Origin of the sequence: Bradyrhizobium guangdongense (assembly GCF_006483445.1) — a bacterium.
GTDB lineage: Bacteria > Pseudomonadota > Alphaproteobacteria > Rhizobiales > Xanthobacteraceae > Bradyrhizobium > Bradyrhizobium guangdongense_A.
This window is the reverse complement of sequence record NZ_PPPT01000157.1, coordinates 26,710-50,526: the sequence shown is the minus strand read 5'-3', so window position 1 is coordinate 50,526 and position 23,817 is coordinate 26,710. Positions and strand designations below refer to the sequence as shown.

Here is a 23,817-nt window from a genome sequence, read left to right as displayed (position 1 = left end):
TTCCGATCCTGATCATTCTGATCGCGATCGCCCATCGTGCTCGTCGTCCCCTCAAGCCGCGGTGCAAAACCTCCGGTCGCACCCTGGCGTCGGCGATCGGACAAGCGTTGCAGTTAAAAACTAGCCAATTCGGGAACCGACTCCTGGTGCATTGGCGGGCTTAGTTAACGATTAGGCTGCATCGCGCGATATCATCTGCACAATCTGCTGCTTTTCCCCGCAGTATTACGGGCCTCGGTTACAGAAGTGATTAGCGACATTTTCAGGCCGTCGAACTATTGTTCACGTCGCATTCCGCTCATTCCGCATCAGCGCGGTCATGGCACGCTACAGACTCGCGACACGCATCGTCCTGATCGTTGTGTTGGCCGTCGTGCTGACGGCAGCGAGTGCGTTCGCTGCAAGGAGCGACGAGGTCGGCGTCAGCGCGGACACGATCCTGTTCGGGCAGGCCGCCGCTCTCGAAGGCCCCTCCTCCGCGCTCGGGCAGCGCATGCGGCAGGGCATCATTTCGGCCTTCACCGAGATCAACGCCAAAGGCGGCGTCCACGGCCGCAAATTGCAATTGATCAGCCGCGACGACGGCTATGATCCCGACCGCTCGGTGGCGCAGACCATGCGGCTGATCGAGCACGACAAGGTGTTCGCGCTGATCGGGGCGGTGGGAACGCCGACCGCGATGGCGACGATCCCGATCACCAGCGCGCACAACATTCCCTTCATCGGCCCGTTCACCGGCGCCGAATTCTTGCGCGATCCCAAGCTCTCCAATGTCGTGAACATCCGCGCGAGCTACAGCGCGGAAGCCGAGTCCTGGATCAGGCACCTCACCGAAGACCGCCGTTTCACCCGCATCGGCATCTTCTACCAGGATGACTCGTTCGGTCGCGATGGCCTCGCCGGCGTCAAGCGCGCGCTCGCCAAGCGCGGCCTCGAGCTTGCCGCGGAAGGCACTTTCGAGCGCAATACGCGCGCTGTCGCATCTGCCTGGCGGATGCTGAAGCGCGCCGAGCCCGAAGCCATCGTCATGGTCGGGACCTATGGCCCCTGCGCCGAGTTCATCAAGCTCGCGCATCGCAGCAGCTTCCATCCGACCTTCGTCAACATCTCCTTCGTCGGCGCCAACGCGCTCGCCAAGGAGCTTGGCCCCGACGGCGAAGGCGTCGTGGTTTCGCAGGTCGTGCCATTTCCATGGGATGCATCGATCAAGCTCGTTGCGGACTACCAGGCGGCACAAAAGGCGTTCGACCCGACACTGACGCCGGACTTCGTGTCACTGGAGGGCTACGTCGCCGCCAGGCTCGCCGCCGCCGCGCTGGAGAAGACGGGGCCAAACCCAACCCGCGCCGGCCTGCTGCGCGTCATCAACGAGATCGGCCGCTTCGACATCAGCGGGAGCCTCGTCACCACGGGCACGCGGATGCTCGACACGCCGCCAAAGGTGTTTTTGACGGTCATCCAGAAGGACGGGACGTTTAGAGCGGTCGATCGGCTTTAAGGCCGCCGCGTCCAGCGATCGGCATTGACCGCACCAACCGGCGCCTCGCCCCGGATGATCGCCTCGACCTGCCGCACCGTTTCCAGCGACTGGTACTCGATCGCCTGCGGTGTCAGCCCGCCCACATGGGGCGTGGCGATGACGTTAGGAAGCTTTGCCAGCTCCGGCGACGGCATCTGGTCGAGCGCGCGGCCGACATCCATAGCGGCGCCGGCGATGCGGTTCTCGCGGAGCGCCGCAGCGAGTGCGGCCTCGTCGACGAGATTGCCGCGCGAGAGATTGATGAAGACAGCGTGTGGCTGCATCCGGGCCAGCGCCGCCTGCCCGATCAAATTCTCCGTCTCAGCGTTGGCGATCGCGAGGCAGACGACGTAGTCGGACGCGGCGAGCAATTCGTCGAGCGCGACCTGCCGGATCGCGGGATCGTCAATGGTCACGAAGGGATCGGAGGCCAGAATCTCCATGCCCAGGACCTTGGCGATCTCGGCGAGACGGCGGGCGATGCTGCCGAAGCCGATGATGCCGATACGGCTGCCGGCGAGCTGTCGGCCCATCCGCGCCTCCGGCTTGCGGCCGGCGTGATAATCCGCGGTGGCGCGCGACACGCCACGCGACAGATCGACCATGAAGCCGAGCGCGAGCTCGGCCACGGCCTGAACGAAGCCGGGACCGGCGCGCGTCACCAGCACGCCGGCTTGCGAAGCGGCTTCGACATCGACATTGCGGATATCGACAGCGCAGCGGACGAAGGCGCGCAGCTTTGGCAGTTGCGCAAAAATCTCGCCGCGCCCTTCCGTCATGCGATCGGCAACGATGATGTCGGCATCGCGCGCGGCCGCAACCAAGCCGGCAGCATCGAGCGCGGCATCGCCTTGGTGCAGAATGACCTCGGCGGCGGCCTGCAAGCCCTTCAGGCTGCGTTCGCCATAATAGTTGCGCCGCATCTCCGGCGTATGGGCCAGCAGCACTTTCACCGAAGACTCCTCAGTAGCCAAATGCCCGCGGCAGTGCGGTCGATATCCCCGGCACGAAGGCGATCACGAGCAGGCAGAGCATCAGCAGGCCAAGATAGCCCATGATCGGCTTCACCGTCTGCTCGATCGGCACGTTGCCGATCAGGCAGGCGCCGTAGAGGCCCAACCCGAGCGGTGGCGCGAAGAGCCCCACGCCCATCGCGATGACCAGCACCACGCCGAAATGCAGGGGATCGATGCCGAGCTGCACCGCAACCGGCATCAGGAGCGGCCCGAAGATGATGAGCGCAGCCGCACCCTCGAGCACTGAGCCCATCACGATCAGCACAAGGATCGCGAGCAGCATGAACAGCCAGACGCCAGAGGTCTTCGACAGCGCCAGCATGAAGTCGCCGACCGCATGCGGCACCTGCTGCAGCGTCAGCGTGAAGGCGAGCGACTGCGCGGCGGCAACGATGAACAGCACGAGCCCGGCTCGGGTCGCGGCCTGCACGAAGCTATGCGTGGCCGATTTCAGGCTCAGCTCCCGGAACACGAGACTGCCGACGCAGATCGCATAGGCGGCCGCGAAGGCCGAGATTTCCGTCGCGGTGGCAAAGCCGGACTTGAAGCCGACGAAGATCATCGCGATAAGGCCGAACGCGGCGATCGCCCCACTCCATAGCCCCGAGACCGGAACCTGCGGCTCGGTTTCCTCCATGTCCGCCGGCTTGCGGCCAAAAATGATCGACACAGCGATCAGCACCGCCGCCATCAGCGCCGAGGGCAACAGGCCCGCGACGAACAGGCCGCCGATCGACAGGTTTGCGACGAAGCCGAGGATGATGAGGTTGATGCAGGGCGGAATGGTTTCCGCCATCACGGCGGACGCCGCGAGCAGGGCCACCGCACCACCGGGGTTCTGCTTCGAGCGGCGCGCCGCCGGGATCAGCACCGAACCCACGGCGGCGACATCAGCCATCTTGGAGCCGGATATCCCTGAGAACAGCACCATGGAGGTGACCATCACCACGTTGAGGCCGCCGCGCATGCGACCGACCGCGCGCTGCAACAGCTCGATGAGGCGCACCGACATGCCGTTGGCTTCCATGAGATAGCCGACGAGGATGAAGAAGGGGATCGCGAGCAGCACGAAATTGTCGATACCGCGCGCCATCTGCTGGGCGAAGATCACGCCGGGAAACGCGCCCTCGACCCAGATGAAGATCAATGCGGCGAGCGCGAGCGCAAAACCGATCGGCAAGCCGCCGAACAGCGTGACGAAGAAGCCGATGAACATCAGCGTGCCCGACGAGGGCAGCGTTGACGGCAGCAGATAGTCCCAGGCGAGATAGACCGCCGTCACCGCGGCAATCGCAACAACGCCGTTGATCATGTTCGCGAGCGGCCTGTTGCGGAAATGATCGAGCGCGAACACCGTCATGAACAGCGCGCCGATACCCATGGGGTAGAAAGTCAGCTCCAGCGGCAGCCCCGATCCGGTGGTCTGGCCCGTCGTCAGCGCGCCCAGCTTGAGCGCGTTGAAGGCGACGTAGAACGAGATCAGCACCACGAGCAGCGCGCTCGCCGCGTCGATCACCGCCTGCAATCGCTTCGACAACATGTCGCGGAAGAAGGACACGCCGACATTCTCGCCGCGCGCAAGCGCACTTGCGGCGCCGAAGAAGGCCGATCCGACCATCAGCCCGCGCGCGACGTCATCCGACCATTCGACCGGCGCATTGAAGAGAAAACGCAGCAGCACGGAGACGCAAACCACGACGAGGTCGGCGACCAGCAGAATGGCCGCAACCGCGTCGCTCAAGCGAAGCAGAAGGTTGATGCTCCCGTGCCGGCTGCCCGGAAGGGACGCCGCGCCTGTCATTTCGAACCTCAGGCCTGGGTCGCGCGGATCATGTCGATGACCGGCTTGGCTTCAGGCCGCGCCTTCATGAAATTCTCGGCCTGCGGCGCCACGCGCTTGATGAAGGCCTCGCGGTCGCATGCAGCTACCGTCACGCCCTTCTCGGCCAGGGCCGCCAGCGCCTCCTTCTCGACGGCAAGCCCGTGGGCGCGTGTGTCGGCGGCAGCTTTCTTCGCCGCGTCGAGAAAACCTTCCCGCAGCTTCGGATCCATGCGGTTGAAGGTCATGTCGCTGAAATAGATCGCGAGCGGCGAGAAATTGTGTTGCGTCAGCGCGTAGAATTTCGACGTTTCGAAGAACTTGCTGGCGAGGATCGTCGGTGGATCGTGCTCCAGGCCATCCAACACACCGGCCTGCAGCGCGGTGTAGATTTCGCCGAACGCGAGCGGCGTCGCGGCAGCGCCCATCAGGCGCAGACATTCCGTGATGACGGGATTGGGCAGCGTCCGGATCTTGAGGCCTGCGAGATCTTCCGGCGTCTTCACCGGCTTCTTCGCCAGCACGCTGCGCGAGCCGAAATTGTAGGCCCAGGCGATGATGCGGATGTTGCTGCCCTTGAGGAGCGCCTCCTCGATCGGCTTGGCGGCGCCGGCGTCGAACGCCTTGGTCTGCTGCGGGAAGCTCGAGAACAGGAAGCCGAGGTCGAAGGTGCCGACCAGCGGCACCAGGTTGGCCGAGATCGAGGATCCCGACACCATGAGATCGATGACGCCGAGCTTCACCGAGTTGATGACGTCGATTTCCTGGCCCAGCTGGTTGTCCGGGAAGAAGGCCACCTCGACCTGCTCACCGAGGCCGTTGGCTTTGATCTGCTTGACGAGATTGTCGTAGTAGACGCGGCCGTTGGCGAATTTGGGATCGTTCGGCAGCGACGAGGAGCATTTCAGCTTCATGATCGCGGCTTCGGCGCGGCCGATGATGGCGGGAGAAGCGATGAGCCCGGCGGCGATGGCCGTCGACGATCGGATGAATGCACGACGGCTTACAGGCACGATTTTCATGTGCTTCTCTCCCCAAGTGCTTTTGTTTGCAGCCGCGATCGTTGTCGCGACGTTGTTGTGCAAACTCTAGGGTGAAAGCAAAGAAGCAGGCAAGGGTCGCGGCCGCACCGCATGGCTGCCGTCTCGGTAACGCAGGCGGCCGCGAGGGCTGCGAGAAATGCCTATGTTTTCCGATGTTTTTCGCGCGCCTTGATCGTAACCATCACAGCGCGTGCGGACCGTGAGCAGATTGATCCTATTCAGGTATGGATCAATGCAGAAGCGATATCGATCGCTCTAAAAGTATGACCAGCTGCGAAGTTCCGCAGCTGGCCGATGTTGGTTCCTTTCCGCCTGGATCAGCGCAACGCCGCGCCGCTCAACTGTCCGCCGAGCGCGTCCGCGCTGCGCGAGGGACGCAGCGCATAGGCGCCGTCGCCGAGGAGCGCCTGCGTCAACAGCGCCAGCGCCCAGAAGGCGGGAAATTCCCAGCCGCCCTTCGGGTTCGTGAAGAAGAAGCCGGCGGCACCGTGCACGGTGAAGATGGCGCCGAGCAGGATCGGGATGCCGGCCAGCGCCGCATAACGGGTCCAGACGCCGAGGATCAGCGCGATGCCGCTGAGTACCTCAACCGCGATGATGAGATAGGCGAGCTCGCCGGGCAGGCCGAGGCTGCCGAAGAACTTTGCGGTGCCGGCCGGGGTGAACACGAACAGTTTCAGGCTGGAATGGGCGAGGAAGAACACGCCCAGGGCCACGCGCAGCACCAGCGCGGCGTACGGGGCGGTACGGGAATCAATCATGGCTGTCTCCAATGGGGTTGGACGCCATATGATCTATTCTCAAATCAATGATAATCCGGTATTTTGGAAAAACACTTCACACCTACGGAGTGAAACCAGATGCTCGACCGGCTCACCAGCCTGGAAGTCTTTGCCAAGGTCGCCGCCATCGGCAGCCTGTCCGGCGCCGCGCGGTCGATGGGCCTGTCGCAGACCATGGTGACCAAGCACGTCGCCGCGCTGGAGGGACGGCTCGGCATCAAGCTGTTCCACCGGACCACGCGGCGGCTGTCGATCACCGAGGCCGGCCGCAGCTATCTGGAGTCCTCCGAGCGCATCCTCGCCGACATGGAGGCGGCCGACGCAGCGGTTGCCGCCGAACGCGTCGAGCCGCGCGGGCTGTTGCGCGTCAACGTGCCGGTCGTGTTCGGCACCAAGCAGATCGCACCGCTGCTCGCGGACTTTGCCGCGCGCTATCCGAAGGTCATCACCGAGCTCGGCCTCAACGATCGCCTCGTCGATCTCGCCGACGAGGGCTGGGACCTCGCGATCCGCATCGGCAAGCTGCGCGACTCCAGCATGGTGGCGCGACGGCTGGCGCCGAACCGGCTGGTGGTCTGCGCCGCGCCGTCCTACCTCGCAGCGCATGGGACGCCGCGCACCGTCGCCGACCTCGCCGCGCATAATTGCCTCGGCTACACGCTTTCGCAGCAGGCGAGCGCGGAAGAGTGGCTGTTCGGCGAGAACGGCGAAATCTGCGTCCAGGTGAAAGGGAATTTGCGTGCCAATAATGGCGACGTGTTGCGCGCAGCAACGCTGGCCGGACAGGGTCTCTCTCGGCAACCGACCTTCATCATCGCCGATGAACTGCGCACGGGAACGCTGGTGGCGCTGCCGCTCGACCAGCCGGAGATCCGGTCCTCCGCAGTACATGCGGTGTACTTGCCCGACCGCCGGCCTCCCGCGAAGGTCCGCGCCTTCATCGACTTTCTCGCGATGCGCTTTGCGCCGGAGCCGCCCTGGGAGCGCGGGCTAATCTAATCCTCTGGCAGTCGTACTGCCCAATCAGAACGTGAGCCAGCGCACAGACGGGACCATGGTGCGCGCCTAGAAAGCTGTCATCCTCACGCGCATTGCTGATGGAGGTGACATCATGCGCCGTCCAGTCCTTTGCAATTTGGTCCTTGCGTCCAGCCTGTTCGCACTCACGCAATTCTTCACGCCCACAGATGCCCATGCCGAAGCGCGCCTCGCGCTCGTGATCGGCCAGTCCGCCTATCGCGCGGTGCCCGAACTGCCCAACGCCGCCAACGACGCCAAAGGCATGACGGAGCTGCTCGGCAGCGCCGGCTTCAACGTCACCACGGCCCCCAATCTGGCGCAGGGCGAGATGCGTCAGGCGATCTCTGATTTTGCCGGCAAGGTCAGCGCCGCCGGCGCCGATACGGTCGCGCTGGTGTTTTACGCCGGCCACGGCCTGCAGATCGACGGCGAGAACTATCTCGTGCCTGTCGATCTCGATCCGAAACGCGAGACCGACATTCCCGTGCAGGGCGTGCGGCTGAACGATCTGCTCAACACGCTCGGCGCGCTGCCGATGAAGTCGCGCATCTTCATGCTCGATGCCTGCCGCAACAATCCGTTCCCGGCACTCAGCGGAGCCGGCCACGGGCTTGCGATCGTCGACACCAAGGCCGGCGCGCCCGGCACCTTCATCTCCTACTCGACCTCGCCCGGCGCGGAAGCCGAAGACGGCTCCGGTATCGACAGCCCCTACACCGCGGCGGTGCTCTCGGTCGCCAAGCAGCCGAACCTGCCGATCGAGGAGGTGTTCAAGCGCATCCGCGTCTCGGTCGCACAATCGACCGACGGGCGGCAGATTCCCTGGGAGAGCTCGTCGCTGACGGCGGACTTCCGGTTCTTCGGCGACAGCAGCGGCCAGCCACCGGCCCCAGGCGCGTCGTCATTCGCGCTCGCCGGCGGCACGCGCAGTGTCGACGACTGGCGTAAGGATCTGCGCGGCCGCGAGCCCAAGGCCGCCTATGATCTCGTGATCGCGAGCGACACGGTCCCGGCCTATCAGGCCTATGTCGAACTGTTCGCGCAGTCCGCCACCGCCCCGCGCGTGCGTTCGATGCTGGAGCGCCGGCGCATGATGGAAGCCTGGAGCGAAGCCAACGCGGTCAACACCCGCGCCTCGTTCGAGGCGTTCCTGGCGAGCTATGGCAACAGCGACCTCGCCATCACGGCGCGCCGGATGCTGCTGCGCGTGCAGAACCGCAGCATCGCGGCCGCGGTCCCCGCTCCGATCAATGTGGCGATGGGAGCGACCTGCCCGTGCTCGAGCCCGTCGACGCCGGCGAGCCCGATCAAGCCGATCATCCAGCCGATCAACAAGCGCGTCGACGACACCCCGACGAAAAAGAAGGTGGTCGACACGCCCAAGCGCAAACCGACCGAGCAGGTCGTGGTCGAGCGCCGCCCGCCACCGCCGCAGGACAGCGGCCCGCCGCCCGGCGCCATCATGCAGGGCATCGGCATCGGCGTCGGCATTGGCCTCGGCATGGGAATGGGCGGCGGTGGCCGCGGCGGAGATATGGGACAGCACGGCGATTACCGCAGGTAAGTCCCAATAAAGAAGCCCGCAGGTGCACAATGCGCCTGCGGGCATTTTCATGCGCGATGGCGCGACATAATGTGGGACCGACACAAGCGCTTCACTTCAAAGGGGGACTCGAACGGATGGCGCATGACGTTGACGCCACGACATCCTGGCCAGTGTTCCGGTCGCTGGCATCCTATCGGATGAACCTGTTGCCCGGCGATCTCATCGCCGGCCTGACGCTCGCCGCGATCGCGATCCCCGAGCAGATGGCGACCGCGCGGCTCGGCGGCTTCGCGCCGCAGATCGGCTTCTTCGCTTTCCTGGCGGGCTCGCTCGGCTTTGCCATGCTCGGCAGCAACCGCTTCCTGTCCTGCGGCGCCGACTCCACGATCACGCCGATCTTTGCCGGCGGACTTGCGGCGGCAGCGGCCGCGGGCTCGCCCGAATATCAATCGCTGGCGATTGCGCTCGCGCTGATGGTCGGCGCGATGTTGCTGTTGAGCGGCGCGTTCCGCCTCGGCGGCATCGCCAATCTCCTGTCGGTGCCCGTGATGGTCGGCTTCCTCGCCGGTATTTCGGTCCACATCATCGTGTCGCAACTGCCCGGCGTGCTCGGCCTGGCATCGCCAAGCGGGCCGATGCTCGACCGCATCGGCGTGCTCGCGACCGAGCTCGGCCGCACCAATCCCTACACGCTCTGCATCGGTTTTGGCGTGCTGGCCGTGGTCATCGTCTCCGAGACGATCAGCGCAAAAATACCGGGCGCGCTGATCGGCCTGGTCGCCGCGACGCTCGCGGTCATCGCCGCAGGCCTCGAGGCCAAGGGCGTCAAAGTCGTCGGCGCCGTGCCTGGCACGCTGCCGCGGCTCACCGTGCCGGATCTCGCGCCGGAGCAATGGGTGCGCCTGGTGCCGCTCGCCTTCGTGATCACCGTCGTGATCATGGTACAGACGGCCGCGACGACGCGGTCCTTCCCCTCCGATCCCGACAAGCCCGCCGATGTCGACCGCGACTTCCTCGGCGCCGGCGCCGGCAGCGTGCTCGCAGGCCTGATCGGCGCATTCCCGGTCAATGCCAGTCCGCCGCGCACCGGCATCGTCGCCGAGACCGGTGGGCAATCGCAATTGTCGGGGCTCGCCGCCGCCGTGATCGTGCTGGCGCTGCTCGCCTTCGGCACCGGATTGTTGCAGCATGTCCCCGACGCCGCGCTCGGCGGCATTTTGCTGTTCGTCGCGCTCAGGATCGTTCGCGTGAAGCAGATCGCCACGATCTATCGCCAATCCCCGAGCGAATTTCTGCTGATCCTGGCAACGGCCGCGCTCATCATCGTGCTGCCGATCCAGCAGGGCGCGTTCCTCGGCATCGTGTTGTCGCTCTTGCACGGCATCTGGAGCACGACGCGCGCAAAGCTCATCGAATTCGACCGCGTGCCGGGCACCACGATCTGGTGGCCGGCGCACCCGCATCTCACCGGCGAACGCATCGCCGGTGTCGCCGTGGTCGGCCTGCAGGCGCCGCTGTCGTTCCTCAACGCACCCGGCTTCCGCAACGACGTCGCGCGCGTGCTGAGCGAAGCGTCGCCAAAGCTCCTGGTGCTGGAAGCGAGCGGCATGGTCGAGATCGATTTCACGGCCGCGCAGGTGCTGCTCGACGTCTTCAAGGAATGTACCGAACAAGGCGTGGTCGTCGCGGTCGCACGGCTGGAATCGGTGCGCGCGCAAAATGCCTTCGACCGTTTTGGACTGCACGACGTGCTGCCAAAGGACCGCGTCTTTCACAGCGTGGACGAGGCCGTGCGCGCGCTGGCGACATAGGCCCGAACTAGCCGAGCCCCGGATAATCGCGCCCGACGCTCTCCCGGATCCATTGTGTCTGGATCGCGCGATAGAGGATCTGCGCGGTCTCGATGTCCTTCGCTTTCATGCAGAGCTCGACGATCCGGCGAACGGCGTCGTCGCGCATCAGATCGTCTGAAATCTTCATCGCGATCTCCATCGCAACGCGCGCCGCGCTCCGGAAGCGCTCGCCTTCGCGCTTGTATCTCCGTTCGTCCGCGGTCTTGCCGCGCGCCCCGGGATGTCCGACGAGTTCGGCACTTGGCGTGGCCGCATCGCAGATGCCGCGAATGCGATCGGCCGCCTCGATGTCGCCGAGCGGCGCTGGGATGGCCTCATCCCAGATATCGCCGGGCTTCTCGCGCGCGAACCACTTCATCGCCCCAGGACCCATCTGCTCGTTCGTCGAACGTGCGCCCAGCATAGAGGAGAGCCCCGAGATCGGCGAGCCCCACACTTTGTGGGGCGCCGCATTCACGACGTCCGCCGAGGCCCGATCGCCTCGAACTGCGCCTTCTGTTCGTCGTTGAGGGTGGCATAAAAATCCTCGAGCGCAGCGCGTACGGACTTGACGCCGTCCAGCATCACGCCAAGTCGCGTGCGGACAGCGGCCATCCGCGCCGGCGGCGTCATTACGTCATTGGGCTGGCACGCCGCCTTGAGGGCATCGTTGACCTTGGCGCTGGTATCCTGGAGCACGGCGAGCGCGGCACGCTGCGTGTCGTTGGGACGGACGCGCGCCTCGATCTCGCTGCCGGGCCAGGCCAGGCTTGCGGATTGCGCGCCGCAGCTCTGGGCCAGCGAGGCGTTGGGATTGTTCGCGGATGTCCTGCGCTGATCCTCGGCGAGCGCGTTGAAGCGCAGCTTCTGCTCGTCGCTGAGCGAACCGTAGAATTTCTCCAGCGCCGGCTGGACGAGGTTCACGGCATTGATCATCGCCTCGACGCGCTGCTGCATGGCGGCGAGCCGGCCCGGCGCTGTTGCAGCAACCTGCGTCGGACAGGAGGCGCGAATGAGTTCGGCCGCCTGCATCGATGCGTTGCCGAGTTCGTCGAGGCCGGCGCCTTGCGCATCCGTCGGCTGCACCGCGGATGCGATCTGGTCGATCGGCAGGCCTGCGATCTCGCGGCGATCGCTGCCGCAAAGCTGATCGAGCGGAACGCTCCGCGCCTGCCGCCGCCCCTGCGGACGCTGCGGCAAATAGCCGGAGAGCCCGTCATAGCCATAGGGACCGAAAATGCCGGCATAGATGTCCGGATAGCCATAGCCCCAGAAGCCCAGGCCATCGCCCCAGATCGTGTAGTCGTAGAGATCGTTGTAGGCGAACGGCCAGAACAGCGGTCCCACCCAGCCATAGGAGCCGCCGGGATGCTGCCACCATCCGTTGCTCGCGCCATGCCAGCCGACCAGCGCGGCGGCCGCCACCATCTGGGCGCGCGCCGCGGGATTGCTGATCAGGCGACCATTGCGGAAAGCGTGGGCATTGAAGGCGTTGCGGAAACCGGCGGGGCGCACCGCGGCGTTGCGGATCTGTCCGAAGTTCGGGCCGCCGCGCCGCGCGCCGGCGGCAAATCGCGCTCCGCCGTGATGACCGCCGCCGACATGGGCTCGTCCGAAACCGTGACCACCGCCATGATGACCACCTGCGCGATGTCCGCCACCATGATGACCGCCGCCGTGGCCGCCACCGTGACCCCCGCCATGGCCGCCCTTGGCCAGCGCCGCACCTGCGAGCACGCAGGCCAGCGCAATCGCAGCAATTCCAATGACCGGTCGCACCATCTGATCCTCCCGCAATGCGCTGCATTGAGCATCGGAAGTTGTCGGGAATTGGAACCCGCGCGCGGAACGAAAGTTCCGCACGGTGGATCGCATAGCACCGGCCATTTCGCGGCCGGCGAAGCCTCACGCCTCCGGCACGATCTTGCCGGGTTGAGGATGTTCTCCGCATCGAGCGCCTTCTTCAGGGCGCGCATCCTCGGGGCCGAGCTCGGCCTTGAGATATTCTTGGTTGCCCTGGCCAATGCCGTGCTCGCCGGTGCAGGTGCCGTCGATCGCCTGCGCACGCTCGACCAGGCGCGAGCGAGGCCCAAGAGACGGATCAGGTTCGCTCCATATCCTGGCGCCAAACGTGCCGGACCATGGGTGGTATCGCCGCGCGGTATAGACCTCTCCAACAATTTATGATTGTATCTGCATTTTAATGATTGGCCGGCGACCTTACAGCGCCGTGCGGGCAGATATTGAGATGCACCGTTCGCTCGCCATTATCAGCGATCTTCACATCAGTGATGGACTGCTTGATGACTTCGATGATGAGCTCGAGGCACAGCTCGTCGAATTCCTTGATTGGTTCGGAAATCTCCAGGGGCCGGCTGAACTTGTTATCAACGGCGACTTCTTGGATTTCGTGCAGGCATCTCCCTGGGAAGGTTCCGCGCTGGAAGCGGAAACAATTGACGGAATTCCGCTTTGCTTCACTCAAGCTCAATCGCTCGAGAAACTCGCCAGTATCGAACGCGCTCATCCAAGAACGTTCGACGCTCTGAAGCAGTTTCTGGCAAGACAGAGCCGCCACCTGACCATCCTTCCAGGGAATCACGACCCTGATTTCTTCTGGCCAGCCGTCCGATCCCGCATCGTTGAAAGGTTGGGCCTGCGCGCCGATTCCAATCAGATCCGGTTTTGCCTTGATCGTGGATATCGACCAGCGGGGCTGGAATGGCTGCTAATCGAGCATGGTCATCACTACGACAAGGTCAACTCATTCCACGTCAACGGTCACGAGCACTGGAGCGCGGACGAGCCTCCGATCCTGGCTTCCGCGGATGGCGAGCACCGGCTCGTCGAGTGCGTCGGAACGCGCTTTCTCATCCGATTTTTGAACGGCTTGGATGCGCGCTATCCTTACGTCGACAACGTGAAACCATTCTCGCGCTTCCTGCGCATCTTCGGAGCCTCAGCCCTGACGCTCGGCTGGGGACCGCTCGATGCCGCAGTTGCCGTTGCCAAAATGCTGGGCTTCGTCACGAACACTGCCTTCACACGTTCGGACGATCTGCTTGGGATTGATCCTCCAGCAAACATCGACCAATCCAATCCGGTCGTGAGGTGGATCAAGTCCGCGACCGATCCGGAACGCGACGAGCTCGCCAAGGCGCTACAAGCCAGTGGCTTCGCGCTCGATACCTCGCTCGACTTCCTCGCTGACGATCCGGCCGCGGTCGCGCTGCTCTTGGAACACCTCGCCCGCAAGCCGGCTCTCGTTGCGAGCCTGGGCGAACGCGACCCAGCGCTGCTCGGCGCCGAACCCGGCACGTTGAGTCTGAAGGAAGCCTACAGCGTCAACGAGACCGAAGATCTTTACGACGGCGCCACCAATGCCGCGATCGGCGGCATCAACACCGTTGTGATGGGACACACGCATGAATCCTTCCAACGTGTGCAGCATGGCTTGACTTATTTCAACACGGGCTCTTGGACGCGCTACTACCGGTTTGCCGAGGAGGAGCCGTCGCGCCCATGGCGCATCCTGCAACAGAGATCGTACGAGACCTTTCCTTACTCGCTCCGCTATGTGCTGGTGAAGCCGGGAGAGGCGACGGCAACAATGGAGCTGTGGCGCGAGAGGGCAAGAGAGTGAAGACCGTCTACGTCGAGATCAGCGAACACGTCGCCGGTCAGCTCCGCGTCGTTTGGAGCGAATGGACCCCGTACACTATCAGCCGGCAGGCGGTGGACGAATCCGCGGAAGAGATCCGCAGCGCCCTGCTGGAGCTCGTCAATCACTGTCTGAAGTCGGGAATCGATACGGCTGCGCCAATCCTCAAGAAACTCGCTCGAAAGGGACGACAGCTTTACGAGGTTTTGTTCATCCAGATCGGAGGAGAGGAAGACGCGCGTCGCGTCAAGGCTCACTATGCGAACCTGGCCGAACCGTTCCGCCTCGAATTCCGCGTGTCGGAGAATGTTCTGGTTCCCTGGGGCTTGATCTACCCAGCCGATCCCGAGTTGCTTCCGGAAGACTGGCAGGGGGTCGCCGCACCGAAGCGCTGGGAACTCTACGGTGACTTCTGGTGCTTCGCGCATGACGCAACGGTCCGCCACATCGGCATACGACCTGACCAGATCGGAAACGCCTCGTCACTGGCGGTCCTACGCGTGGCTCATCAAACAGTGTTCGACAAGGCAAGAGAACAGGTCACGTCAGAGCACGAACGCGGCTTCTTCGATTGGATAGACCAGCGTTATGGCAGGCCAGTCAACACCGCCGCCTCACTCGAGCAGGCATGGCGCGCGAACGCCTCGACGATCGGCTTGCTCTACTTCTACTGCCACGCGAGCCCCAACAAGCTTGCCATCGGGACCGATGAAACAATCACCGCAACCCGGTTGCTGGTGCTGCTCGCCGGCACGAAACGCGAGGCCGACGCTGGCTGTCTCATCTTCATCAATGGTTGCCGGACAGGGGCCGGAGATGCCCGCGGCACGTTCCTGTTGCCGTCCAGCACAACGGGACTTGTCGGCTTTATCGGGACGGAGACTGACGTCCCCGACGTGTTCGCACTGCGCTTCAGTACATCGCTCCTTCATCTCCTGTTTCGTGATGGCGTGACGCTCGGCGAGGCCATGCACCGTCTTTACCGCGACCATTTTCCGCTCAGCCTGATCTATGCGATCTACGCTCATCCGAGTTTCCGGATGCTGCAAGCCGATGTCCCGGACGTGAGCGACGTCGAAGACAACTATTCAACCGGCATCATCGGCTCCGGCCGCCTGGAGGTCGTCGATGGCGTCTGAGGCACTATCCCCCTACAAAGGCCTGTCATCCTATACGGAAGACGACGCTGTGCGTTTCGCAGGACGCGATCGCGACATACGCCGCTGCGGCGCCAAATTGGCCGACCGCAGCACGCGAATTCTGGTTCTACATGGACTCACGGGTTGCGGAAAATCATCCTTCCTGCGTGCCGGCATCATCCCGTTCCTCGAACAGGAAGACACCCGCATCGCGTTCGCTCGGAGAGGCAAGAGCCGGGATGTCTTTATCAGTTGTACCGCCGATCCCCTCGCCAAGCTTGCAAACGCGATATTCGAATTCACGTCGAACGAAATCACGGTCGAAACGCCGGCTGGTTCGCGGACATTGAACCTGCGCTCGGCCCTGCCCAATCCCGAAGAGAAGGAAGCCGCCGCCTTCGTCCGCGCCGCAAGCCGCCAACCGCGCACGCTCATGGAAGTGCTGGAACGGCTCAGCCTTATCATTCCCGAAACGCTTGTCTTGATCATCGACCAGGGTGAGGAGGTCCTCACGCTGACCAATCCGGCGCTCGACTCACCGCAGAGAGACTTGTTCTTCGATTTTCTATCCGAATTCTCGCTGGCACAATTTGCGATGAAAGTGCTCGTGTCGCTGCGCACCGAATATCTAGGCCGTTTCGTCTCACATCTGCCCCTTGGTCTGACAGGATCGGCTATCGGCGACTACTACCTTAGCGAACTGGACAAGGGGCAGATCAAGGAAGCGCTGCTTCGGCCCTCGGAGCAGCATGGTTTTTCAATCGAGGATGGCGTCGTCGAGGCCGCCATCGGCCAACTGAGCCACGCCCCGCTCGGACGACTCGGCGCGCTTCAGATTGCCTTCAACGAACTCTACGGGCTCATGCGTTCGCGCAACGCCAACGTCATCACTCGGGCCGATCTGGCCGAACTTGGAGACGTCGAAGGGTCGATCGAGCGCTTTGTTCAGAAGGCCCTCTACGACCAGGGAACCGCCTCTGGCCTCGCGCCGGTAACCGCAGAGCAAGAAGCGGGCCGATGGAAGGAGGCGCTTTGTGAGTTAATCCGCCGTCAGCCGGACGGCACCGTGACAACGGACATCAAGGCCGTCTCCGAACTCAAGGATCGGCTTGCAAGCTCGCTACTGGACTTCGACCGCACGACGGCGAGCCTGCTCGCCGCAGGCCTGTTGAAGCCTATCAATGTCGTCGACGGCTTCGGCAATCTCGTGCCCTGCTTTGGAATCGGCCACGACACCGTCGGCCTTGTACTGTGGAACTGGAAGTCTCGGCGCGAGCAGACGAGATCGTCTTCCCCTGTGCTTTCTCAGCACGTAGAGTTCGAGGAAACACCATCACTGCCGGGCAAAGACATAGCGGTGTGCCTCTCGGGAGGAGGCTACCGGGCCATGTTGTTTGATCTCGGCGCCGTCTGGCGGCTCAACGAGCTCGGATATCTCGCGCAGGTCGGACGCATCTCGGGCGTCGCCGGCGGCGCGGTCGTAGCGGGTTTTCTCGGCCTGCACTGGAAGGATCTCAGCTTCGACGGGGGCGTGGCGACCAACTTCGCCGACATAATCGTCCGTCCGCTGCTCCAGTTTGCCGATTCCAACATCGACGTGAGCTCGATCCTGCTCGGTCTCGCAACGCCCTGGTCAAACGCGGCCGATCTCATGGCGGACAAGTTGCAGTTCCTGTTCGGAAATCGGACGCTTCAGGACCTGCCGGACGAACCCGTCGTTGTCTTGAGCGCCACAAATCTGCAACGCGTATCGCTCTTCCGCTTTTCCAAGGCCTATATTGGCGATATCAATACCGGCCTGATCCGTATCCCTACAGTGAAGCTTGCCACTGCGGTGGCGGCATCCAACGCACTGCCACCCGTGCTTTCGCCTCTGATCCTGAAGTTGGAGAATGCGAAATGGGAGCCGCCGGAGACGACGGACGCCCGCTTCCGCGAACGCGTGTACCTCGCGACGGGCAGCATTATCGACAATTTGGGACTCGAGGCAGCCTGGCGGCGCCATCAAACCATCTTCATTTGCGATGGCGCAGTCGAGTCGGCCGACGACCCGGAGCCGGATACAGACTGGGCCAGACAGGCTATCCGCACGGTCGAAGTGATTGATCATCAGTTGCGTATCCTGCGCCGACGCCAGGTCATAGACGCATTCCTGTCGCGAACGCGGAACGGCGCCTATTGGTCCATTCGCAACATCGCCGAGTACGGCAGAGGCTTCGACACCAAGCGCGCCGCCGAACTTGCCGCATTGCCCACGCGCTTTGCGAAGATGGATGAGGTGGACAAGCTTGACCTGATCAATCTCGGCTATTTGATTTGCGATAGCGCGCTTGCCGATCAATTCGAGAGAAAGCCCCGCACCCAGCCATTGCGTCTGCCTTATCCCAGGCCGAAGGCGGCCTGATCGCAAAAGACCTCGCATTCCATGCGGCGGATTTCTCGACACGAAGAGACGGGATCGCGGCGCAGCGCACGCTCCGGGACTCCCCAGTCCCGAAACGTCGGCACCTTGAACGCGGCGATGGGCACCGACTACTCCGCCGGTACGATCTTGCCGGGGTTGAGGATGTTCTGGGGATCGAGCGCTTTCTTCAGCGCGCGCATCGCTTCGAGCGCTTCGGGGCCGAGCTCGGCCTTGAGATATTTCTGCTTGCCCTGGCCGATGCCGTGCTCGCCGGTGCAGGTGCCGTCCATCGCCTGCGCGCGCTCGACCAGGCGATGCATGAACTCTTCGCCGCGCGCCATCTCGTCGGCGTCGTTGGTGTCGCACAGCAGCGAGCAGTGGAAATTGCCGTCGCCGACATGGCCGACGATCGGCGACATCAGATTGAGCCGCTTCAGATCGTCCTCGGTCTCGGTGACGCAATCGGCGAGGCGCGAGATCGGCACACAGACGTCGGTTGCGACCACGCCGATGCTGTCACCGGGCCGCAGCGCCTTCACCGACCAATAGGCGTCGTGCCGCGCCTGCCACAACTTGGTGCGATCTTCCGGCTTGGTGGTCCAGGAGAAGTCGCCGCCACCGCAGTCCTTTGCGATCTCGGCGAACGCCTTGGACTGCTCGGCGACCTCGACCTCGCTGCCGTGGAATTCGAGCAGCAGCAGCGGCGTCTCCGGCAGCGTCAGCTTCGAGTAGGAATTGCAGGCCCGCACCTGCTCCGCATTGAGCAGCTCGATGCGCGCCACGGGAATGCCGGTCTGGATCGCCAGGATGACCGCCTGGCAGGCGCCATGCACGGTCTCAAAGGACACCGCGCCGGCCGCGATCGTCTCAGGGATACCGCGCAGGCGGATCGTCAATTCCGAGATGATGCCGAGCGTGCCCTCGGCGCCGACGAAGAGATGCGTCAGGTCGTAGCCTGCCGATGACTTTTTCGCGCGCGTACCCGTCGTGATGATCTCGCCGTCACCGCGCACGACCTTCAACGCGAGCACGCTCTCGCGGATCGTGCCGTAGCGTACCGCATTGGTGCCGGACGCACGCGTCGAGGCCATGCCGCCGAGGGATGCGTCGGCGCCGGGATCGATCGGGAAGAACAAGCCCTGGTCGCGCAGATGCTCGTTGAGCGCCTTGCGGGTGACGCCGGGCTCGATCACGCAGTCGAGGTCCTCGGCATGCACCGCCAGCACCTTGTTCATGTCGCGCAGGTCGATGCAGATACCGCCGGCGGGTGCGTTGACCTGGCCCTCGAGCGAGGTTCCCGTGCCGAAGGGAATGACCGGCACGCCATTCCTGGCGCAGATCCGGACCACGTCCTGGATGTCCCTGGTCTCCTGCGCCATGACGACCCCGTCCGGCGGCTGGTTGGGCAGCCAGGTCGTGGTGTGGCCGTGCTGTTCGCGCACCGCCTGCGAGGTGATGAGACGGTTGCCGAAGCGTGCGGCGAGCTGCTCGAGCGCGCTTGCGAGGGCTTTCGGCGCCGGCCGCGGCGGATTATTGGTGATTGTCGTAGCCAAGGAAATTCCTCCCGAAAGGAGACCGTGGCAAAGGATATATGGCCGGTCAAGTCAAGGGATCGGACGCATGGCAGGAAGGAAAGAATGACTGATACCGCCGCCGATTCCACCACCAAGCCAGAGCCATTCCGCTCGTCGATCATGCAGATCGAGCCGCAATGGATCGACTACAACGGCCATCTCAACATGGCCTATTACAACGTGATGTTCGACCGGGCGATCGACCAGCTCTGGCTCAAGCTCGGGATCGGGCCGACCTATATGAAGGAGCGCGGCGGCTCGACCTTCACCGCCGAATGCCACGTGCGGTATCTGCGTGAGATCCACCTCGGCGATCCCGTGCAGGTGTCGGTCATTCTGCTGGAGGCCGACGAGAAGCGGCTGCACACGTTCCAGGAGCTGCGGCATGCAACCGAAGGATGGGTCTCCGCCACCTCCGAAAACATGTCGCTTCACATCGACATGAGCTCGCGCAAGGTCGCGCCCTTCCCGCCAGACATTCGCGAGCGCATTGCCGGCGTCATCGCGGCCCACAGCGCCGTAGCTCGGCCCGAGGGCATCGGCCGGAACATCGCGATGCCCTCGAAGCGGCAAGCTGCTCTATATCCTGGTGCGTCCGCGTGCCAGTCCGACCACGGCCGCGACCAGGAACAGCACGATCGCGATGAAGAAGATGATCTTGGCGATTTCGATCGAAGCACCGGCGATACCGCCGAAGCCGAGAAGACCGGCGATCAGCGCGATGACGAGAAACGTCACAACCCAGCCTAGCATGGTGAAAACCTCTGTCTCGATTGGCCTTGCGATCGGCGCGCCCGGAAGGTCACGCCTCGCTTGCACAGACAATCTCGATTGCAGAACGATGGTTCCGGCCCCGACGTGGGGGAAATTGCGGGCGGCCGCAGGAACAAATTTCGCCCTTCATGCGGGAAAGCGCGGCCGGATAAGTCTGTAAAACCCCTCTCCGCCGCCCCATATAGGCGGTAATCCCTGCTAAGAAGGCTCCCTTCCACACCCCCGCGGTGCCATCGTGGGGCCGATGATTCGCATGACCGAGCCGAACAAGATCACCAATCACAGCGTACCCGACCACCATCCCGCGGCCGGCGGCATCGCTGCGCGCGCACGCGCCTCGGTGGGCCCGAAATATCTCACCGGCCTCAATCCCGAGCAGCGCGAGGCGGTCGAGACGCTGGACGGACCGGTGCTGGTGCTGGCGGGCGCAGGCACCGGCAAGACGCGCGTGCTGACGACGCGCATCGCGCACATCCTGAGCCAGGGCCGCGCGCGTCCCGGCGAGATCCTGTCGGTGACCTTCACCAACAAGGCCGCGCGCGAGATGAAGCACCGCCTCGGCCAGATGCTGGGACAGGCGGTCGAGGGCATGCCGTGGCTCGGCACCTTCCACTCCATCGGCGGCCGCATCCTGCGCACCCATGCCGAGCTCGCGCAGCTCAAATCCAATTTCACCGTGCTCGACACCGACGACCAGGTGCGGCTGTTGAAGCAGTTGCTGCAGGCCGAGAACATCGACGACAAGCGCTGGCCCGCGCGCATGCTCGCCGGCCTGATCGACGGCTGGAAGAACCGCGGCCTGGCGCCGTCGCAGGTGCCCTCGGGCGAAGCCGCGATGTTCGCCAACGGCAAGGGCGGCAAGCTCTATGCGAGCTATCAGGAACGGCTGAAGATCCTGAACGCGGCCGATTTCGGCGACCTGCTGCTGGAAGACATCCGCATCTTCCGCGAGCACCCGGATATCCTGCGGCAGTATCAGCAGCGCTTCAAATTCATCCTCGTCGACGAATATCAGGACACCAACGTTGCGCAGTATCTGTGGCTGCGGCTGTTGTCGCAGGCGCCTTCTTCCACCTCTCCCCGCGTGCGGGGAGAGGTCGCATCGCAAAGCGATGCGGGTGAGGGGGACTCTCCAAGCACTGAGTTCGTGGAGAGAGCCCCTCACCCCAACCCTCTCCCCGTGAAGGACGGGGAGAGGGAGAAGATGAAAAACATCTGCTGCGTCGGCGACGACGACCAGTCGATCTATGGCTGGCGCGGTGCGGAGGTCGACAACATCCTGCGCTTCGAACACGACTTCCCCGGCGCAAAGGTCATTCGCCTGGAGCGCAATTATCGCTCGACCGGCCACATCCTCGCCGCCGCCTCGCATCTGATCGCGCATAATGAGGGACGGCTCGGCAAGACGCTGCGCACCGAGGACGAGGACGGCGAGAAGGTCACCGTCACCGGTGCCTGGGATTCGGAAGAAGAGGCCCGCGCGATCGGCGAGGAGATCGAGCAAATCCAGCGCATGGGCGACAAGCTCAACGAGGTCGCGATTCTCGTGCGCGCGTCCTATCAGATGCGCGAGTTCGAAGACCGCTTCGTCACGCTCGGCCTGCCCTATCGCGTGATCGGCGGACCACGCTTCTACGAGCGCGCCGAAATCCGCGATGCGCTGGCGTATTTGCGCGTCATCAACTCGCCGGCCGACGACCTTGCCTTCGAGCGCATCGTCAACGTGCCCAAGCGCGGGCTGGGCGATGCCACCGTGCAGATGCTGCACGACCATGCGCGCAAGCGCCGCATTCCCCTGTTCGAGGCGGCGCGCGCCGTGATCGAGACCGACGAGTTGAAGCCGAAGGCGCGCGGCTCCTTGCGCGAAGTCGTGACGCAATTCGACCGCTGGCGCGCCCAGCGCGAGGTCACCGCCCACACGGATCTCGCCCAGATCGTGCTGGACGAGAGCGGCTATACCGAGATGTGGCAGAAGGACCGTTCGGCGGATGCCGCCGGCCGGCTGGAGAACCTGAAAGAGCTCGTCCGCTCCATGGAGGAGTTCGAGAACCTGCAGGGTTTCCTCGAGCACATCGCGCTGGTGATGGACCGCGACGGCGGCTCCGAGGAGGACGCGGTCTCGCTGATGACCTTGCATTCGGCCAAAGGGCTCGAATTCGACAACGTGTTCCTGCCCGGCTGGGAAGAGGGCCTGTTCCCGAGCCAGCGCACCCTGGACGAACAGGGCCGCGCGGGGCTGGAGGAAGAACGTCGGCTCGCCCATGTCGGCCTGACCCGGGCCCGGCGGCGCGCAAAACTGTATTTCGCGACCAACCGCCGGATCCACGGCACCTGGTCGACCACGATCCCGTCCCGCTTCCTCGACGAACTGCCAACCGCCAATGTCGAGATCACGGAATCCAAGGGCGGCTCAGCCTGGGGCGGCACCGGCGGCTATGGCGCCTCGCGCTTCGACGACATGGAGGCGTTTGGCTCCAGCTACACGACGCCGGGCTGGCAGCGGGCGCAGGCCAATCGCAACCGCGGTGGCGGAAGCGGCGGCCAGGGCGGCAGCAATAGTGGCCGGGGTGGCGGCGGACGCGGCGGCTTTTCGGAAGAGGCCTCGCCGTTTTCATCCTCGCCCGACTTCGGCAGCAGTTTTGGCTCGCGCCGCCGCGGTCCCATGACCATCGAGGGCGAGCTGGTCGCCAAATCGACCGGCACGACCTCGGAATTCGCGCTGGATGACCGCGTCTTCCACCAAAAATTCGGCTACGGCCGCGTGGTCAAGATCGACGGCAACAAGCTCACCATCGCCTTCGACAAGGCCGGAGAGAAGAAGGTCGTGGACAGCTTTGTGCAGAGGATCTCCTAGAACAGGGGTGCGTATTTGCGCTTAGCTCGGCGAGCTAATGTGTCAGTGGGGATATTCCACGCGGTGAAGAATAAAAATCGGGAACGCCGCGTCACGGCGAAAGTGAAGTTTGTAGGGTGGCGCGACCACCACGAGAGTCCCGCTACGTAAGCTCGAGAGCCAACTCAGAAGAATCCGCTCGTTGTCATCGAGTTCGTCGGGCAGATCGAGACAGAGCGTCAGCACGATCTCGAAGAATTGTGCAACGATCTCGTTTACGCGCGGACCGTGTGCGGACTTGCTCAGTTCAAGTTGTAGCCTGGTGTCGTACGTAGGAAGAAACATTGAGAGCCCTCCCTTCTTCCCTAAGGCCGATAAGCACACCCCTCGGAACAAAACGCTACCACACGCACACACCTTATGGCATAAATTTTATGCCTTGATGGCATATATATTACTTTATATCGGTTGACAAGCGGCATATAAATACTATTATCCCGGCAGATGATTTGATCCCCAGATCATCGCAGCGATTTAAAGCCATCTCACACATCGGAGGGCAACATGGCCAAGAAAGCAAAGAAGGCGAAGAGTATCACGGTTTCGCATAACCGGAATTTTATGAGCCATTCCAAAGCAAGGATGCTCGACTCGTAAAACTACTGCTCGAAATTGGACGTTCAGGAGGGCAACTGAGTCCATTTTCCCTTGCTTTTAGGAGGAACTACAGTGGCGACTGTAAAGAACGTTGGACAAAGCGGCGATCCGAACGAAGTAGCTCGCACGCGTCTCACTCTAGACCTGAGTGAAAGGTTGAATGATGTCGTAGAACGGCTCGCTAAGGAACGAGGAATG

At 63.6% G+C, this 23,817-nt stretch carries 17 protein-coding genes and 2 pseudogenes; 9 read left to right on the top strand and 10 right to left on the bottom strand.

Features of this window, described 5'->3' with window-relative positions; translation table 11 throughout:
- The first annotated feature begins 319 nt into the window (after nt 1-319).
- Nucleotides 320-1,498 (top strand): ABC transporter substrate-binding protein, encoded by a 1,179-nt coding sequence (locus C2U70_RS22670; RefSeq protein WP_140980637.1) that lies wholly within the window; start codon nt 320-322, stop codon nt 1,496-1,498.
- Here C2U70_RS22670 and C2U70_RS22665 read toward each other — a convergent pair.
- The 4 genes from C2U70_RS22665 to C2U70_RS22650 form a co-directional block, all read right to left on the bottom strand.
- On the bottom strand, nt 1,495-2,472 hold the full coding sequence (locus C2U70_RS22665; RefSeq protein ID WP_140980636.1) for a hydroxyacid dehydrogenase: 978 nt from the start codon (nt 2,470-2,472) through the stop codon (nt 1,495-1,497). The genes C2U70_RS22670 and C2U70_RS22665 overlap by 4 nt on opposite strands.
- A gap of 10 nt (nt 2,473-2,482) precedes the next feature.
- A complete protein-coding gene (locus C2U70_RS22660) occupies nt 2,483-4,336 on the bottom strand; it encodes a TRAP transporter large permease (RefSeq protein WP_140980635.1) in 1,854 nt (617 codons plus the stop codon).
- An 8-nt stretch (nt 4,337-4,344) separates the two neighbouring features.
- Nucleotides 4,345-5,376 (bottom strand): TRAP transporter substrate-binding protein, encoded by a 1,032-nt coding sequence (locus C2U70_RS22655; protein ID WP_140980634.1) that lies wholly within the window; start codon nt 5,374-5,376, stop codon nt 4,345-4,347.
- A 338-nt stretch (nt 5,377-5,714) separates the two neighbouring features.
- Nucleotides 5,715-6,158, bottom strand: a complete 444-nt coding sequence (locus tag C2U70_RS22650; protein ID WP_140980633.1) for a DoxX family protein — start codon at nt 6,156-6,158, stop codon at nt 5,715-5,717.
- 99 nt (nt 6,159-6,257) lie between these two features.
- On the opposite strand from C2U70_RS22650, the gene C2U70_RS22645 reads away from it, so the two are divergent.
- The 3 genes from C2U70_RS22645 to C2U70_RS22635 all read left to right on the top strand — a co-directional run bounded on the left by C2U70_RS22645 (nt 6,258) and on the right by C2U70_RS22635 (nt 10,556).
- On the top strand, nt 6,258-7,178 hold the full coding sequence (locus tag C2U70_RS22645; protein ID WP_140980632.1) for a LysR family transcriptional regulator: 921 nt from the start codon (nt 6,258-6,260) through the stop codon (nt 7,176-7,178).
- A 112-nt stretch (nt 7,179-7,290) separates the two neighbouring features.
- Nucleotides 7,291-8,763 (top strand): caspase family protein, encoded by a 1,473-nt coding sequence (locus C2U70_RS22640; RefSeq protein WP_140980631.1) that lies wholly within the window; start codon nt 7,291-7,293, stop codon nt 8,761-8,763.
- Nucleotides 8,764-8,879: 116 nt separating this feature from the next.
- On the top strand, nt 8,880-10,556 hold the full coding sequence (locus C2U70_RS22635) for a SulP family inorganic anion transporter (protein WP_140980630.1): 1,677 nt from the start codon (nt 8,880-8,882) through the stop codon (nt 10,554-10,556).
- Between the two features lie 7 nt (nt 10,557-10,563).
- Here C2U70_RS22635 and C2U70_RS22630 read toward each other — a convergent pair whose 3' ends face one another.
- From C2U70_RS22630 to C2U70_RS22620, 3 genes and pseudogenes are all read right to left on the bottom strand, one after another.
- Nucleotides 10,564-11,055 carry a hypothetical protein gene (locus tag C2U70_RS22630; protein ID WP_349629578.1) on the bottom strand — a complete coding sequence of 164 codons (492 nt, stop codon included), beginning with the start codon at nt 11,053-11,055 and terminating at the stop codon, nt 10,564-10,566.
- Nucleotides 11,052-12,005, bottom strand: a complete 954-nt coding sequence (locus tag C2U70_RS22625) for a Spy/CpxP family protein refolding chaperone (protein WP_246666830.1) — start codon at nt 12,003-12,005, stop codon at nt 11,052-11,054. Before C2U70_RS22625 ends, C2U70_RS22630 begins: the two co-directional genes overlap by 4 nt.
- A 494-nt stretch (nt 12,006-12,499) precedes the next feature.
- Nucleotides 12,500-12,656 (bottom strand): annotated as a pseudogene (locus C2U70_RS22620) (FAD-linked oxidase C-terminal domain-containing protein); the annotation flags it as partial.
- 169 nt (nt 12,657-12,825) lie between these two features.
- Between C2U70_RS22620 and C2U70_RS22615 the strand changes: the two are divergent.
- The 3 genes from C2U70_RS22615 to C2U70_RS22605 are packed head-to-tail and all read left to right on the top strand — an operon-like array spanning nt 12,826 to nt 17,781.
- Nucleotides 12,826-14,220 (top strand): metallophosphoesterase, encoded by a 1,395-nt coding sequence (locus C2U70_RS22615; RefSeq protein ID WP_186294412.1) that lies wholly within the window; start codon nt 12,826-12,828, stop codon nt 14,218-14,220.
- Nucleotides 14,217-15,377 (top strand): hypothetical protein, encoded by a 1,161-nt coding sequence (locus C2U70_RS22610; RefSeq protein WP_140980627.1) that lies wholly within the window; start codon nt 14,217-14,219, stop codon nt 15,375-15,377. Before C2U70_RS22615 ends, C2U70_RS22610 begins: the two co-directional genes overlap by 4 nt.
- Nucleotides 15,367-17,781 carry a patatin-like phospholipase family protein gene (locus C2U70_RS22605; RefSeq protein WP_140980626.1) on the top strand — a complete coding sequence of 805 codons (2,415 nt, stop codon included), beginning with the start codon at nt 15,367-15,369 and terminating at the stop codon, nt 17,779-17,781. The genes C2U70_RS22610 and C2U70_RS22605 overlap by 11 nt, the downstream gene beginning before the upstream one ends.
- 128 nt (nt 17,782-17,909) lie before the next feature.
- On the opposite strand, the gene C2U70_RS22600 is transcribed toward C2U70_RS22605, so the two are convergent.
- Nucleotides 17,910-19,334: an FAD-binding oxidoreductase gene (locus C2U70_RS22600; RefSeq protein ID WP_140980625.1), complete on the bottom strand. Its 1,425-nt coding sequence runs from the start codon at nt 19,332-19,334 to the stop codon at nt 17,910-17,912.
- Between the two features lie 84 nt (nt 19,335-19,418).
- On the opposite strand from C2U70_RS22600, the pseudogene C2U70_RS22595 reads away from it, so the two are divergent.
- Nucleotides 19,419-19,925 (top strand): annotated as a pseudogene (locus C2U70_RS22595) (thioesterase family protein); the annotation flags it as partial.
- Between the two features lie 9 nt (nt 19,926-19,934).
- Here the strand turns inward: C2U70_RS22595 and C2U70_RS22590 are convergent.
- Nucleotides 19,935-20,108: a DUF1328 domain-containing protein gene (locus tag C2U70_RS22590; protein ID WP_140980624.1), complete on the bottom strand. Its 174-nt coding sequence runs from the start codon at nt 20,106-20,108 to the stop codon at nt 19,935-19,937.
- Nucleotides 20,109-20,373: 265 nt separating this feature from the next.
- Between C2U70_RS22590 and C2U70_RS22585 the strand changes: the two genes are divergently transcribed.
- Complete coding sequence (locus C2U70_RS22585; RefSeq protein WP_140980623.1) at nt 20,374-22,983, top strand: ATP-dependent helicase; 2,610 nt, start codon at nt 20,374-20,376, stop codon at nt 22,981-22,983.
- A gap of 42 nt (nt 22,984-23,025) precedes the next feature.
- On the opposite strand, the gene C2U70_RS22580 is transcribed toward C2U70_RS22585, so the two are convergent.
- The gene (locus C2U70_RS22580; protein WP_140980622.1) at nt 23,026-23,307 is read right to left on the bottom strand and encodes a hypothetical protein; all 282 of its coding nucleotides are present in this window, start codon (nt 23,305-23,307) and stop codon (nt 23,026-23,028) included.
- Between the last annotated feature and the right edge of the window lie 510 nt (nt 23,308-23,817).

Excerpts from the sequence above, each read along its gene's own strand:
- C2U70_RS22670 (WP_140980637.1), top strand. The coding sequence starts at position 320 with ATGGCACGCTACAGACTCGCGACACGCATCGTCCTGATCGTTGTGTTG.
- C2U70_RS22615 (WP_186294412.1), top strand. The coding sequence starts at position 12,826 with ATGCACCGTTCGCTCGCCATTATCAGCGATCTTCACATCAGTGATGGA.
- C2U70_RS22635 (WP_140980630.1), top strand. The coding sequence starts at position 8,880 with ATGGCGCATGACGTTGACGCCACGACATCCTGGCCAGTGTTCCGGTCG.
- C2U70_RS22650 (WP_140980633.1), bottom strand. The coding sequence starts at position 6,158 with ATGATTGATTCCCGTACCGCCCCGTACGCCGCGCTGGTGCTGCGCGTG.
- C2U70_RS22640 (WP_140980631.1), top strand. The coding sequence starts at position 7,291 with ATGCGCCGTCCAGTCCTTTGCAATTTGGTCCTTGCGTCCAGCCTGTTC.
- C2U70_RS22625 (WP_246666830.1), bottom strand. The coding sequence starts at position 12,005 with ATGGTGGCGGCCGCCGCGCTGGTCGGCTGGCATGGCGCGAGCAACGGA.
- C2U70_RS22580 (WP_140980622.1), bottom strand. The coding sequence starts at position 23,307 with ATGTTTCTTCCTACGTACGACACCAGGCTACAACTTGAACTGAGCAAG.
- C2U70_RS22645 (WP_140980632.1), top strand. The coding sequence starts at position 6,258 with ATGCTCGACCGGCTCACCAGCCTGGAAGTCTTTGCCAAGGTCGCCGCC.
- C2U70_RS22655 (WP_140980634.1), bottom strand. The coding sequence starts at position 5,376 with ATGAAAATCGTGCCTGTAAGCCGTCGTGCATTCATCCGATCGTCGACG.
- C2U70_RS22585 (WP_140980623.1), top strand. The coding sequence starts at position 20,374 with ATGATTCGCATGACCGAGCCGAACAAGATCACCAATCACAGCGTACCC.
- C2U70_RS22660 (WP_140980635.1), bottom strand. The coding sequence starts at position 4,336 with ATGACAGGCGCGGCGTCCCTTCCGGGCAGCCGGCACGGGAGCATCAAC.
- C2U70_RS22605 (WP_140980626.1), top strand. The coding sequence starts at position 15,367 with ATGGCGTCTGAGGCACTATCCCCCTACAAAGGCCTGTCATCCTATACG.
- C2U70_RS22590 (WP_140980624.1), bottom strand. The coding sequence starts at position 20,108 with ATGCTAGGCTGGGTTGTGACGTTTCTCGTCATCGCGCTGATCGCCGGT.